Source organism: Rathayibacter sp. AY1C6 (genome assembly GCF_002931535.1).
In the GTDB taxonomy this organism is placed as follows: Bacteria; Actinomycetota; Actinomycetes; order Actinomycetales; family Microbacteriaceae; genus Rathayibacter.
The window spans coordinates 83,943-97,185 of sequence record NZ_PSWC01000012.1; the positions used below are offsets into that span (position 1 = coordinate 83,943).

The following is a 13,243-nucleotide window of genomic DNA, read 5'->3' on the forward strand; positions in this document are numbered from 1 at the left end:
GCATGGTTCGCTCCCGACGCCGGAGCAATTCCCCCATGGCTCTGAGGCGGCCCACATGTTAACGTGAACACACGCGTCGGTCCCCTCGGCTCGACGCATCCCTCCCCTGAAGGAAAGGTCTCGACGATGAGACGACGCTCCCCGGAGCCCCCTGCCGCCGCGCCTCGGCGCCGCGTGCGATCCCTCTTCCTCTCCGCTCTCGCCTGCACGAGCGTCGCCCTCACCGGCGCTCTCGTCCCCGTCTCGGCGCAGGCCGTCGACGTCCCGGCGCCCACCGCGCACTACGACATGTCCCACGCCGGCTCGGCCCTGCTCGACATCTCGGGCAACGGACGCAACGCCACCCTGACCGGCCTCACCGACGCGTCCTTCGCGAACGCCGGCGGCGACCAGGTCGCCCGGTTCAAGAACGACGGCTACGCGAGCCTCCCCCAGGGCCTGGTCACTGGAGCCGACAACGCCTTCGCCGTCGAGTACACGGTGAAGACGCAGACCACCGCCAACCAGTTCGGCTGGGTCATCGGCGACGGCGTCGGCCCGTGGAACACCACGCAGCTCGGCAACCACGTCTTCGTGAACCCGCGCAACCCCGACGGCTCGCCCAGCGGACAGGTCCTCGCGGGCATCCGCGTCAAGGAGCCCACCAACAACGGCGAGACCCGCATGCCGTTCGGCGGCACGCTGAACCCCGGGTTCACGACGCTCACGCTCGTCGGCACCGGCACGGGGTCGAGCACCGTGCTGACCCTCTACCGCGACGGCACGCAGATCTCGACCGCGAACACCACGAAGTCGATGGCGAGCATCGTCCCGACCGGGTCCACGCTCGGCTACCTCGGCCGCTCGCTCTACTCCGGCGACGCGCTCGTGACCGCCGACGTCACCGACGTGAAGTTCTGGGACACCTCCCTCACCGCCGAGCAGGTCGCCTCGAGCATGCCGACCGCCGCGGCGAAGGCGTCCGCGACCTCCGCCCTGCTGCGCTCGGACATCCAGCCCGTCCTGCTGGCCGGCAACCCGTCGCTGACCCAGGTCTCCTCGAACCTGACGCTGCCCGCCTCCAGCAGCGGCGTCCCGCTCACCTGGACCTCCTCGAACAGCGCGGTCGTCTCGGCCACCGGCGTCGTCTCGCGCTCGATCGCGCAGAACACCCCGGTCACCCTGACGGCGACCACCGCCCAGGGCGCGACGATCGCCTTCGAGGTGGTCGTGCTCGCCCCGAGCATCAACGACGACCTCGACGCGCTGAAGCTCGCCACGCGCACCACCGAGAACCTCCCCCTCGCGGTGAAGGGCGCCCGGAACGGCACCGACATCACCTGGACCTCCTCGGACCCGGCCCTCGTCACGCCGACGAACACCTCCTACGCGGCTCCGGCGGTCGGCGCGGCCGACCCCTACCGCGGCGGCGGCGTCGTCACCCGGCCGGCCTACGGCTCCGGGGACAGGACCGTCACCCTCACCGCGACGGCCACCCTCAACGGCGTCACCGAGACGCGCGCCTTCACGCTGACGGTCGCCGAGCTCGGCCGCACCGCTCCCGACGCGGGCTACGCCTCGGCGTACTTCAAGTCGGACGGCGACGAGAAGATCTACCAGGCCGCGACCTCGGGCAACGACTTCTTCACCTTCTCGCCGGTCAACGGCGGCAAGGCGGTCATCACCTCGACGACCGACACGAAGGGCCTGCGCGACCCGTTCATCCTCCGCTCGCACAACGGCGACAAGTACTACATGGTCGCCACCGACCTCTGCATCTCCTGCGGCACCGGCTGGGGCGACGCCCAGTCCAAGGGCAGCCTGAAGATCGAGGTCTGGGAGTCGACCGACCTGGTGCAGTGGACCCGCACCAACGGCGCCGACACCGGCATCACGGTGAACCAGCCGGCCGCCGGAATGACCTGGGCGCCCGAGGCGTACTGGGACGACACCCTGCAGTCCTACGTCGTGTTCTTCTCCTCGCGCCTCTACTCCGACGCGACGAAGACCAACAACGACAAGCTCTACTCCCGCGTCTTCTCCGTGATCACCCGCGACTTCCGCACCTTCACCGCTCCTCCCGCCACCTGGCAGGACACCGGCTACGCGCGGATCGACTCGACGATCACGAAGATCGGCGACTACTACTACCGCTTCACCAAGAACGAGGAGGGCGGCGCCGCCGGCACCCTCGAGGCCGGGAAGGACATCTTCCTCGAGAAGTCGAAGGTCCTGACCGCCGGGACGACCTCCTCGAACTGGAGCGCCGACCCGAACACCACGTGGCAGCTCACCGACACCCGGATGACCTCGCTCGAGACCGGCCAGGCCGGTGAGGGACCCGAGATCATCAAGCTGAACGCGGGCGACCCGAACGACACCACCGGCACGGGCGACGGCTACGCCTTCCTCGTCGACAACTACGGCGACGGCGGCTACAAGGCCTTCCTCACCTCCGGAGCGGCCATCGCCGGCAGCTCGCAGACGAACCGCCTCTCGCAGTCGGCCGACTGGAACGTCTCGCCCAAGAGCCGCGCCGGCCTCCCGGCCAGCCCGCGGCACGGCGCGTTCGTGAGCGTCCCGCAGACGGTCCTCACCGCCATGAAGAACTGGACCGGCGTCACCGCCGTCGACTCCACCACGACCCTCACCGCCGACGGCCGCACGGTCACGGCGACGGTCGCGGCGGCCGACAAGGGCGACGTCGTCGGCTCGGTCACCTTCACCGGCGGCTCGTGGACCTCGACCGTCCCGCTCTCCGGCGGCTCGGCGAGCGTCTCGGTCCCGGCGGGCGTGACCGGCGTCACGGCCTCCTACACCGGGTACGCGGACAAGCTGGTGCGCACGTCGGTCTCGGCCGTCGTCCCGCTGGACACCCTCGAGCTCGTCCCCGCCGTCGCCACGCGCTGCGTCGCCGGGAAGATCGTGCTCACCGCGACCGTGAAGAACACCGACACCGCTGCCGCGGACGTCACGATCACCTCGGCCTACGGCTCGAAGTCGTTCACCGCGGTCGCTCCCGGCTCGTCCGCCTCCGCCGCCTTCACCACCCGCCTGGCCTCGATGCCGGCCGGCACGGTGACGGTGACCGGATCGGCGACCGGCCAGCCCGCGTTCACCGCGACGGTCCCCGTGGCCGCCGCGCGCTGCTGACGCACTGACGACGAAGGGCCCCCTCCTGCGCTCGCGCGGAAGGGGGCCCTTCGTCGTTCCCGGGTCAGACGGTGGGAGCGAGCAGGTCCGCGTGGTGGGCGGCCGCCACGTTCGGGTGGGCCCGGAGCCGGTAGCGCAGTGCGTTCTCGCCGTAGGTCTCGAGGATCGGCGCGTTCGTCGGGTCGACCGAGAGGCCGGACTTGAGCTCCTCGGGCAGCGGGAGCGAGGGCATGGTGGCCGAGAGCGCGGGGTTGAAGAAGAACGGGATCGAGATCCGGTCCGTCCCGATCAGCGGCGAGATCACGCGGTGCAGCGTGGCCTTGAGGTAGCCGCCCGTGGCGAGCTCCAGCATCTCGCCGATGTTGACGACGAACGCGCCCTCCATCGCGGGTGCCTCGATCCACGAGCCGTCGTGCTCGACCTGCAGGCCGCCCTTGCCGGGCTCGACCAGCAGCAGCGTCAGCACGCCGCCGTCGCGGTGCGCGCCCACGCCCTGCTTGGGCTCCGGGTCGGAGGTGCCCGGGTAGCGGACGACCTTCACCAGCGAGAACGGCCGCTCGGCGAACGCCTCGTCGAACACGTCCTCCGGAGCGTCGAGCGCGACCGCCCAGGTGCGCAGCAGCCGGATCGCGACCGCGGCGAGCTCCGCGTGCCAGCGCTCGAAGACCTCGCGGAACTCCGGCAGCGCCTCGGGCCAGAGGTTCGGCCCCTCGAGGCGCTCGTAGTCGGCGACGCCGGGCCCGGCGGGAACGGCCGGTCGGTCGATGCCGATGTCGACCTGCTCGCGGTAGTCGACGTCGCCGTTGGTGAGCTCAGCGCCGAAGCGGGTGTAGCCGCGGAACTGCGGGCTGAGGGTGTTCTCGATCGCGAGCTTCTCCTCCTCCGGCAGGTCGAAGAAGCGGCGGGAGACGGCGACGACGTCGTCGAGGAGGTCCTGGGGCACGCCGTGGCCGACGAGGTAGAAGAAGCCCACGTCGTGCGTGGTCTCCCGGAGGTCGCGGCGGAAGGCGGCGGCCTCCGCCTCCCCCCGGTCGAGGCGGGACAGGTCGAGGATCGGCAGGGAATCGGTCATGCACCGACTCTCGCGCACGAACCTGCACAGCAGTCGATTGTTACGACAACCAAAACGGCGGGCCCCGCCACGGCGCGGAAGAGGTTCCTCCGCTCCGCGACCGGGCCCGCCGTGAGCGCCGAGTGTTACGGCGTGGGCATGCCGCCGTTGACGTGCAGCGTCTCGCCGACGACGTAGCTCGACTCCGGGGAGGCGAGGAACACGTAGGCGGGAGCGAGCTCGGCCGGCTGACCCCAGCGTCCGAGCGGCGTCTGCGAGCCGACCTCGGGCAGCTTGTCGGACGGCTGGCCGCCCGCGGTCTGCAGCGGCGTCCAGATCGGGCCCGGGGCGACGACGTTCACGCGGATCCCCTTGGGCGCGAGCTGCTGCGCGAGCGCCTTCGAGAACGTGTTGATCGTGGCCTTCGTGCTGGCGTAGTCGACCAGCATCGGCGACGGCTGGTAGGCCTGGATCGACGAGGTGCTGATGATCGCGGAGCCCGGGGCGAGGTGCGGCACGGCCGCCTTCGTCATCCAGAACATCGCGTAGACGTTGGTCTTGAAGGTCTCGTCGAACTGCTCGTCCGAGAGCTCGAGGAAGTCCTCGACGTGCTGCTGCTTGCCCGCGTTGTTGACGAGGATGTCGAGTCCGCCCAGGCCCTCGACGGCCTTCGCGACGGCGCCCACCGCGAAGTCGTGGTCGGTGATGTCGCCGGGGATGGCGACGGCGGTGCGGCCGGCCTCCTCGATCAGCGCGACAACCTTCTTCGCGTCCGACTCCTCCTCGGGGAGGTAGACGATCGCGACGTCGGCGCCCTCGCGGGCGTAGGCGATGGCGACGGCCGCGCCGATGCCCGAGTCGCCTCCGGTGACGAGCGCCTTGCGCCCGGTCAGGCGGCCGGAGCCGCGGTAGCTCGACTCGCCGCGGTCGGCGGGGTCGTCCATCTTCGAGTCGAGGCCGGAGCCCTCCTGGTACTGGGCCTCCGTGTCGATGTCGGCGAACATCGCGGTCGGGTCTTGGAACGTGTACTGGTCGTTCTGCGGAGTCTGGTCGTTCTGCGAGGTCATGTCTCGACGCTAGGCGCGCGGGATCGGCGGCCGCGCGTGCTTGACAGCCCCGATCCGCCAGGACACAGGAGGTCTTCAGGAGCCGCGAGGCTTCCCGGATCGGGGAGAATGGTGCGGTGACCCGCGACGACTCCCTGTCCTTCGACACCACGGCGCCGCTGCCCGGCTGGCAGCACGCCTACTCCGGCAAGGTGCGCGACCTCTACACCCCCGACGACGCCGACCCCGTGCTCGGCGCCGACCGCATGCTCGTCGTCGCCAGCGACCGGGTCAGCGCGTACGACGCGGTCCTCGAGCCCGGAATCCCCGGCAAGGGCGAGCTGCTGACCACGCTCTCCCTCTGGTGGTTCGCGCAGCTCTCCGACGTCCCCAACCATCTGATCCCGGGCGCGATCCCCGAGGCGGTCCGCGGCCGGTCGATGCTGGTGAAGACGCTCGACATGTTCCCGATCGAGTGCGTCGTGCGCGGCTACCTCTCCGGCAGCGGCTGGAAGGAGTACCGGGAGACGGGCTCCGTCTGCGGCGTCCCGCTCCCCGAGGGCCTCCAGGACGGCGACGCGCTCCCCGAGCCGATCTACACCCCGGCCTGGAAGGCCCCGCAGGGCGAGCACGACGAGAACATCACCTTCGAGCGCACGGTCGAGATCGTCGGGGAGGAGGCCGCAGAGGCGCTGCGCACCCTCTCGCTCGCCGTCTTCCGCGAGGCGTCCACCATCGCCCTGGCCCGCGGCGTGCTGCTGGCCGACACGAAGTTCGAGTTCGGGGTCGACCGCGGGACCGGAGTCGTCACCCTCGGCGACGAGGTCCTCACGAGCGACTCCTCCCGCTACTGGGACGCCGACGACTACGACGCCGGCATCCGCGGCCGCTCGTTCGACAAGCAGATCGTGCGCGACTGGCTCTCCGACAACTGGGACGGCCAGGGCCTCCCGCCGACCCTCCCGTCCGAGATCGTCGAGCGCACGGCCGCGCGCTACCGCGAGCTCATCGAGCGTCTCACGCGCTGAGGCACCGGAACGACCTGTGGACGATCACCACCCTCGCGTCCGGTTGGAGGCCCGCGGCGAGGATCCGGACGAGGCGCGGCACAGCCTTGCGCGGCTCTACAACGGCGACGAGTGGCGCGCCGCCACCACCGCGGCCGACTTCAGCTACCGCTACGCGGCCATCGGCGACGGCGGGATGACCCTCCGCACCTCGCGGATGTCCGGGCGCCTCGCGGGCGGCGTGGGCGACTCGGACGACGTCGTCGTGCAGTGGATCGTGGGCGGCTCCGGCCGGATCGACGTCGGCCGCGCCTCGATCGCGATGGAGGAGAACCGTCCCGTCCTCTTCCCCGTCGGCCGGCCGTTCGCCTTCGACTACGTCGACTTCGACCAGCGCCTGGTGCACCTCGACCGGGGAGTGGTCGACCGGGTCGCGGCCGAGCGCGGCCTCGTCGGCTCCCTCGTCTTCGACTCCGAGCACCGCCCCGACGCCGCGGCGATCCGCCGCTGGCGCACCGCCGTCGCCGACTCCGCCCGCGCGCTGCGCAGCGAGCGCGTCGAGCCGCTGCTCTGGGACGAGCTCACCCGCGCCACGGGCTCCGCGCTGCTCGACCTCTACCCTCCGGAGTCCGCTCCGGTCCCGCCCGAGCTCCTCGCCCCTCGGAACGCACGGATCCGCACGGCCGTCGAGTACGTGCACGCCCACTGCAGCGAGCCGATCGGCCCCGCCGAGATGGCGGCGGCGTCGGGCCTGACCGTCCGAGGCCTGCAGTCCGCGTTCCAGCGGGTGCTCGGGATGCGCCCGATCGCCTACCTGCGCCTGGTGCGGCTCGACCGCGCCCGGGTGGAGCTGGCGGCGAGCCCGCCCCACGGGACGACGGTCGCCGCCGTCGCCCGGCACTGGGGCTTCGGGAACGCGGGCCGCTTCAGCGCGGCCTACGCGGAGCGGTTCGGCGAGTCGCCGAGCGCCACCCTGCAGAGCTGATCAGTCGACGAGCTCGGGCGGCGGCTGCCCCTCGAGGATGCGGCTGAGGCCGTCGAGCAGCACCGCGACGGTCGCGGCCTCCGATTCGGGCACCTTCGCGACCATCGCGCGGATCTGCTCGTAGGTCGGGTCGTCGGTGCCGACGATGGCCTTCTGCGCGCGCTCCGTCAGGCAGAGGATGCGGCCGCGGCCGTCGGACGGGTCGGGAGTGCGGTTCACGTAGCCGGCGCGGGCGAGGCGGTCGACGAGGAGGGAGACGGCCGCCGTCGTGATCGACAGGGCCGCGGACAGGTCGACGGCGCGGACGATCTCGTCGCGCCGCTCCCCGACCCCGATCAGCCGCAGGGCCGCGAGATCCGTGGCGCCGATGCCCAGGCGGCGCTCCACGCGGCCGTCGTAGTCGCGCTCCGCCGTGCGCAATCGCGTGAGCAGAGCGAACAGGTCTGGCCGAGCGTCCATCGAGGTGCACCTTCCGAGCGGCAGGCGCCCCGGACGGGAACTCGCTGCCCCCATCGAACCACTTCTCCGGCGATCGGACGGCGTGTGTCCCGAAAGCGCAGTCGGCGCCGAGACTGTTAGTCAACCGACTTAGCAATACCTAGTGTCGACGGTGCGGCACGCCTTCCGTGCGCCGCCGACGGTGAGGAGGTGCGCGCGATGGGACGACTGCTCTACGGCGCACCCGCCAGCTCGCACTCCTTCGAGGACCGCGCCCTGGCCCACCTCCAGACCGTGATCACCTCGCGGTTCCGCCGCGGCGAGGGCTTCCTCCTGACGATCGAGGACGCCGAGGGCCGCCGGTCCGAACTGTGGCTGCACCCCGGCATCCCCACCCGCTACGAGTACGACGGCACCGCCTCGATCGAGCTGAACCCGCACTGGCTGCGCGAGCTCTCGAACGCCTCGAACGGCCGCCTCGGCCTCCACCTCCTCCCCGAAACCTCGTCGCCCGACGACCTCTCCGTGAAGAAGATCCCCGCATGAGCGACCACAACGGCACACTGTTCCGGCGCGGAGGCACCGTCCGCTTCGTCCGCTGGATCTCGTCCCGCGACGGCGGCTGGGCCCCCGAGATCGTGCAGGGGCGCTACCTCGAGCGCGACGACCGCGGCTGGCTGGTCGAGATCGAGGGCACCCCGACGGTGCTCGCGAAGGACGACTGGGCCGTCTACCGCTGACCGGCCGTGCGCTCGGCGTACTGTTGAGCAGGTGCGTTCTCGTGATCGCCGCGGCATCACCTCGGCTCCCCTCCTCCTGACGACCATCGGAACGACGAGCCTCGTCTTCCTCTGCGCGTTCGAGTCGCTCGCCGTGACGACGATCATGCCGATCGTCAGCGCCGACCTCGACGGCCGCGCCCTCTACCCCCTGGCCTTCGCGGCGACGCTCGCCGCCGCCGTGGTCGGGATGGTCGCGGCCGGCTCCTCGGCCGACCGCCGCGGCCCGACGCCGTCGCTCGTGGTCGCGATCCTGCTCTTCACCCTGGGTCTCGTCGCCGCGGGTGCCGCGCAGTCGATGCCGGTCTTCGTGGCGGCCCGCCTGCTGCAGGGGCTGGGCAGCGGAGGGATCACCGTCACCCTCTACGTGCTCGTCGCGCGGGTCTACCCGAGCGAGCTGCATCCGAGGATCTTCGGCGCCTTCGCCGCGGCCTGGGTTGTGCCGTCGCTGGTGGGGCCGCTGGTGGCCGGAGTCGTCGCCGAGCTCGCGAGCTGGCACTGGGTCTTCTTCGGAGTCGTCGCCCTGGTGGCCCTCGCGAGCGCCGCGATCGCGCCGACGCTCCGCTCGCTCGAGCCGCGCGAGCGCCTCCCCTTCGATCGCCGGGCAGTGGGCCGCATCGCCCGCGCCGTGGTCGTCTCGGCCGGAGTCGTCGTGCTGAGCACGAGCGCCGAGCTCGCGCCCGACCTCGCCGGCCTCCTGGCCGCGGCCGCCGTGGTGGTCGTGGTCGTGGCGGTTCGCGCGCTCCTGCCCGCGGGCACGCTGCGCGCCCGGAGCGTCCTGCCGTCGGTGATCCTCCTCCGCGCCCTCGTCGCCGCGGCGTTCTTCGGCACCGAGGTCTACCTGCCGCTGCTGCTCTCGGAGCAGTACGGCCTGCCGCCCTGGCTCTCGGGCGCCATGCTCACCGCGGGCGCCGTCTCCTGGGCTCTCGGCTCGAACATCCAGGGACGCCCGGGTACCCGCCTCAGCCACGGCGGAGCGATGCGGCTCGGCACGTCGCTCGTGCTCGCCGGCATCGGAGTCGTGCTGCTCGTCACGGTGCTCGCCCTCAGCCCGATCGTCGCGGGCGTGGGCTGGTTCCTGGCCGGCGGCGGCATGGGCACGATGTTCCCGCGGATGGGGACGATGACGCTCGCGCTCTCCGCTCCGGGCCGGGAGGGCTTCAACAGCTCGGCCCTGCAGATCGCCGACTCGACCGGCGCCTCGGTCTCCCTCGCGCTGACGGGCCTCCTCGCGGCGGCGGTCACCGGCCTGATCGGGGCCGGGACCGGGGTCTTCGCCGCGACCTTCTCGTACGCCGCGCTGATCGCGATCGTCGCGGTCGGTCTGGCCGGCCGGCTCGACGGGCTCCTGCGCCGCGAGGGACGCCGGGAGCCCGCCGAGCAGGCTCAGCTGTAGAGCGACTCCGGCACGTCGAGGCCGTAGATCGCGCGGCCGGACGACCAGATCACCGAGCAGGCGGCCCGGAGCAGATCGGTCGCGTCGTCGCCGGCGTCCACGATCACCACGGAGTCGCCGTCGAGGCGGACCTTGGCGCCGCGGACGGCGTGCGTGCCGTTCCGCGAGACCGTCGTCGCCGGGTAGGGCAGGTGCAGCTCGCGCAGGTCGCCGAGGATGTACGTCGGCCGGAGCTTGGGCTCCGCGGCGAGGAGCTGCTTGGCCCGGTCGATCCCGGTGAGCACATGGGCGCTCTCCATGTCGGCGCCGTTCGCGCCGGCGATGTCGGTGTCGAGCCGGTCGCCGAGGAACAGCGGGTTCGTCGAGCCGAAGCGCGCGGTCGCCGCGTCGAAGATGGCCCGTTCGGGCTTGCCCGCGACGACCGGGAGCCGACCGACCGCGGTGTGCACGGCCGAGACGAGGGTCCCGTTGCCCGGGGCGATGCCGCGGGCGACGGGGATCGTCCAGTCGGTGTTCGTCGCGACCCACGGGATCCCCGTGTGGAGCGCGAACGAGGCCTCGGCCAGCTGCTCCCAGCCGACCGTGGGCGCGAAGCCCTGGATGACCGCCGCCGGCGAGTCCTCCGCGCTGCGCGTCACGGTGAACCCGCCGCGCTCGACCTCGGAGGTGAGGCCCTCCGCCCCGACGACGAGGATCGTCGAGCCGGCCGGCACCAGGTCGGCGAGCAGCACGACCGCCGCCTGGGGGGAGGTGACGACGTCCTCGGGCCGGACGCTCAGCCCCAGCTCGGAGAGGTGCCCGGCGACGGAGGCGTCCGTGCGGGAGGCGTTGTTGGTGATGTAGCCGACCCGCAGCGTCTCGGCCGCTCGGTTGAGGCTCTCCACCGCGAAGGGGATCGCGTCGGCGCCCTTGTAGACGACCCCGTCGAGGTCGGCCAGGACGGAGTCGCGGCCGTCGAGCGGGGTGGGCTCAGTCCTGCTGCTGCGGAACATCGGCGTCCTCCTCGGTGGTGTCGGCGGATTCGACCGACTCGTCGGCGGTCGGCTCGGCCGAGTCGAGAGCCTCGTCCGCGTCCGTCTCGGCGAGATCGTCCGACTCGAGGGACTCGTCCGCGAAGGTCGGCTCGTCCGTGTCGACGACGTCGGCCTCGGCGTCAGCGGTCGCATCGGCGTCGTCCGCGTCCGCGTCGTCGTCGTCGTCGTCGGCGATCTCCTCGGAGACGGTCCGGTGGACCTCGTCCTCGTCCGCGTCGTCGACGGCGGTCGGGCCGTCCTCGTCGTCCAGGTAGTCGTCCGCGTCGTCGACCGCGGTCCCTTCCTCGGCGCGATCGGGAGCGGACGCGGCGTCGGCCGACTCGTGCTCCTCCTCGATCACCTCGATCGTCTCGTCGTCACCGCCGCCCTCGGCCGCGAAGACGGCCTGCGCCGCGATGTCGGCGCGACGCTGCCACTCGGCCGCCTCCTCGGAGCGGCCGACCTCCTCGAGGACGAGCGAGTAGGCGGCGAAGAGATCCGGGCTGTACGAGAACGCGCGGTCCGGGTCCAGCTGCGGGATCTCGAGCTCCATGAGAGCGAGCTCCGCCTGGCCGAGGTCGAGGCGGGCGCCGGACATGGCGATGGCCAGCGACACCTGCGCGCCGGGACTCAGCGTGGTGCGGTCGATCGACCGTCCCAGCTCGAGCGCCTTGTCGGGTCGGCCGACGCCGCGCTCGGAGTCGACCATCAGCGGCACCTGCTCGTCCGAGCCGGAGATCCGACGGAAGGTCCGCAGCTCGCGCAGCGCCAGGGCGAAGTCGCCCGTCGCGTACGCCGAGATGGCCAGCGACTCGCGGACCACGGCGATGCGTCCCGCGCGACGGGCCGCCGAGAGCACGTGGCGGTGCGCCAGCTCGGGGTCCTCCTCGAGGAGGCGGCCGGCCATCACCAGGTGACGGGCGACCCATTCGGCGTTGTCCTTCGAGAGCGTGCGCAGCTCGTTGCGGGCGACCTTGTCGAGGTCCTTGGCCTGCACGTCGTCCGGAAGGTCCGGGTCGTCGTGGCGCGGACGCACCGACTGGAGGGAGCGCCGCTCGCGCTCCTCCTCGGTGAGCTCCGGCTCCTCGCGGGGGCCGCCGCGTCCGCCGCCGAAGCCCTCGCGTCCGCGTCCGCCGCCCTGGCGGTCTCCGCCGCCCCGACGATCGTCCGACCACGGCCGGCTTCCCCCGTCGCGCGATCCACCGCGGAACGGAGGGCGCGAGTCACCGTCACGCTGCGGACGGGAGTCGCCGCCACCACGGTACGAAGGGCGGGAGTCCCCATCCCGCTGCGGACGCGAGTCCCCACCTCCACGGTAAGGAGGCCGGGAGTCACCGTCCCGCTGGGGACGCGAGTCGCCACCGCGATAGGGAGGACGCGAGTCACCGCCCCGCTGCGGACGCGAGTCGCCACCGCGATAGGGAGGACGCGAGTCACCGTCCCGCTGCGGACGCGAGTCCCCACCACCGCGATAAGGAGGACGGGAGTCCCCGTCGCGCTGCGGACGGGAATCCCCACCACCACGGTAAGGAGGACGCGAGTCACCATCGCGCTGCGGACGCGAATCCCCACCACCACGGTAAGGAGGACGGGAGTCCCCGTCGCGCTGCGGACGGGAATCGCCACCGCCACGGTACGGAGGACGGGAGTCACCATCACGCTGCGGACGCGAATCGCCACCGCCACGGTAAGGAGGACGGGAGTCCCCGTCGCGCTGCGGACGGGAATAGCCACCACCGCGGTACGGAGGACGCGAGTCCCCATCGCGCTGCGGGCGCGAATCGCCACCACCACGGTAAGGAGGACGGGAGTCCCCGTCGCGCTGCGGACGGGAATCGCCACCACCGCGGTAAGGAGGACGCGAGTCACCATCACGCTGCGGGCGCGAATCGCCACCACCACGGTAAGGAGGACGCGAGTCGCCGTCACGCTGCGGACGGGATTCACCACTACCCCGGTACGGAGGACGGGAGTCACCATCACGCTGCGGACGGGAGTCGCCACCGCCACGATAGGGAGGACGAGCATCACCGTCGCGGCGGGGGCGGGGGCGGGAATCGCCCGAGCCGCCGCGATCGTTCGAGGAGCGGCCGGGGCCGCCGGCGCGAGGCGGCCGCTCGTCACGACGTCCGGAGTCCCGGTCGTTGCGGTCGGATCCTGAGTCGTCCATGCGTTCCTCGCCTGTCGTGGTGATGCTCTGTGGAGTTGACCCGCCCGAGGGCAGGGAGGACGGCCGCAGCCGTCGCACCACCCTAACCCGCACCGCGCTCCAGTGAGCAGCGGGGATCCGAGGTGGTGGTTAAACAGCGATGGCCACCCATTTCTGGGTGGCCATCGTGAATGGTGTCCGGCGGTGTCCTACTCTCCCACAGGGTCCCCCCTGCAGTACCATCGGC

12 protein-coding genes are annotated in these 13,243 nt (G+C 72.0%); 7 read left to right on the forward strand and 5 right to left on the reverse strand.

Annotated elements, in window-relative coordinates; translation table 11 throughout:
- Positions 1 to 174 precede the first annotated feature (174 nt).
- Entirely contained in the window at positions 175 to 3,132 is a 2,958-nt protein-coding gene (locus C5D36_RS09340) for an immunoglobulin-like domain-containing protein (protein ID WP_258062903.1), read from the forward strand.
- 64 nt (positions 3,133 to 3,196) lie between these two features.
- On the opposite strand, the gene C5D36_RS09345 is transcribed toward C5D36_RS09340, so the two are convergent.
- Both C5D36_RS09345 and C5D36_RS09350 read right to left on the reverse strand, forming a co-directional pair.
- Positions 3,197 to 4,204, reverse strand: a complete 1,008-nt coding sequence (locus C5D36_RS09345; RefSeq protein ID WP_104233812.1) for an isopenicillin N synthase family oxygenase — start codon at positions 4,202 to 4,204, stop codon at positions 3,197 to 3,199.
- Between the two features lie 125 nt (positions 4,205 to 4,329).
- A complete protein-coding gene (locus C5D36_RS09350; RefSeq protein WP_104295690.1) occupies positions 4,330 to 5,250 on the reverse strand; it encodes a glucose 1-dehydrogenase in 921 nt (306 codons plus the stop codon).
- A 116-nt stretch (positions 5,251 to 5,366) separates the two neighbouring features.
- Between C5D36_RS09350 and C5D36_RS09355 the strand changes: the two genes are divergently transcribed.
- Positions 5,367 to 6,257, forward strand: a complete 891-nt coding sequence (locus tag C5D36_RS09355) for a phosphoribosylaminoimidazolesuccinocarboxamide synthase (protein WP_258059453.1) — start codon at positions 5,367 to 5,369, stop codon at positions 6,255 to 6,257.
- Positions 6,258 to 6,300: 43 nt separating this feature from the next.
- The gene (locus C5D36_RS09360) at positions 6,301 to 7,221 is read left to right on the forward strand and encodes an AraC family transcriptional regulator (protein WP_104295691.1); all 921 of its coding nucleotides are present in this window, start codon (positions 6,301 to 6,303) and stop codon (positions 7,219 to 7,221) included.
- Here the strand turns inward: C5D36_RS09360 and C5D36_RS09365 are convergent, their stop codons facing one another.
- Positions 7,222 to 7,680, reverse strand: coding sequence for a MarR family winged helix-turn-helix transcriptional regulator (locus C5D36_RS09365; RefSeq protein ID WP_181067834.1), 459 nt, complete (start codon positions 7,678 to 7,680; stop codon positions 7,222 to 7,224).
- Between the two features lie 198 nt (positions 7,681 to 7,878).
- Here C5D36_RS09365 and C5D36_RS09370 point away from each other — a divergent pair, with 198 nt between their 5' ends.
- The 3 genes from C5D36_RS09370 to C5D36_RS09380 are packed head-to-tail and all read left to right on the forward strand — an operon-like array spanning position 7,879 to position 9,834.
- Entirely contained in the window at positions 7,879 to 8,205 is a 327-nt protein-coding gene (locus tag C5D36_RS09370) for a hypothetical protein (RefSeq protein WP_104295692.1), read from the forward strand.
- Positions 8,202 to 8,399: a hypothetical protein gene (locus C5D36_RS09375; protein ID WP_068256013.1), complete on the forward strand. Its 198-nt coding sequence runs from the start codon at positions 8,202 to 8,204 to the stop codon at positions 8,397 to 8,399. The genes C5D36_RS09370 and C5D36_RS09375 overlap by 4 nt, the downstream gene beginning before the upstream one ends.
- Before the next feature lie 31 nt (positions 8,400 to 8,430).
- The gene (locus C5D36_RS09380) at positions 8,431 to 9,834 is read left to right on the forward strand and encodes an MFS transporter (RefSeq protein ID WP_258062904.1); all 1,404 of its coding nucleotides are present in this window, start codon (positions 8,431 to 8,433) and stop codon (positions 9,832 to 9,834) included.
- On the opposite strand, the gene C5D36_RS09385 is transcribed toward C5D36_RS09380, so the two are convergent.
- On the reverse strand, positions 9,825 to 10,826 hold the full coding sequence (locus C5D36_RS09385) for an HAD-IIA family hydrolase (RefSeq protein WP_104295693.1): 1,002 nt from the start codon (positions 10,824 to 10,826) through the stop codon (positions 9,825 to 9,827). The genes C5D36_RS09380 and C5D36_RS09385 overlap by 10 nt on opposite strands.
- A complete protein-coding gene (locus C5D36_RS09390) occupies positions 10,804 to 11,883 on the reverse strand; it encodes a hypothetical protein (RefSeq protein WP_258062905.1) in 1,080 nt (359 codons plus the stop codon). Before C5D36_RS09390 ends, C5D36_RS09385 begins: the two co-directional genes overlap by 23 nt.
- Here C5D36_RS09390 and C5D36_RS16595 point away from each other — a divergent pair.
- Positions 11,869 to 13,008 carry a hypothetical protein gene (locus C5D36_RS16595; protein ID WP_146083723.1) on the forward strand — a complete coding sequence of 380 codons (1,140 nt, stop codon included), beginning with the start codon at positions 11,869 to 11,871 and terminating at the stop codon, positions 13,006 to 13,008. The genes C5D36_RS09390 and C5D36_RS16595 overlap by 15 nt on opposite strands.
- Positions 13,009 to 13,243: the final 235 nt, after the last annotated feature.

What these genes read in the sequence shown, in the direction of transcription:
- C5D36_RS09365 (WP_181067834.1), bottom strand. Translation starts at nt 7,680, where the DNA reads ATGGACGCTCGGCCAGACCTGTTCGCTCTGCTCACGCGATTGCGCACG.
- C5D36_RS09385 (WP_104295693.1), bottom strand. Translation starts at nt 10,826, where the DNA reads ATGTTCCGCAGCAGCAGGACTGAGCCCACCCCGCTCGACGGCCGCGAC.
- C5D36_RS09375 (WP_068256013.1), top strand. Translation starts at nt 8,202, where the DNA reads ATGAGCGACCACAACGGCACACTGTTCCGGCGCGGAGGCACCGTCCGC.
- C5D36_RS09345 (WP_104233812.1), bottom strand. Translation starts at nt 4,204, where the DNA reads ATGACCGATTCCCTGCCGATCCTCGACCTGTCCCGCCTCGACCGGGGG.
- C5D36_RS09370 (WP_104295692.1), top strand. Translation starts at nt 7,879, where the DNA reads ATGGGACGACTGCTCTACGGCGCACCCGCCAGCTCGCACTCCTTCGAG.
- C5D36_RS09350 (WP_104295690.1), bottom strand. Translation starts at nt 5,250, where the DNA reads ATGACCTCGCAGAACGACCAGACTCCGCAGAACGACCAGTACACGTTC.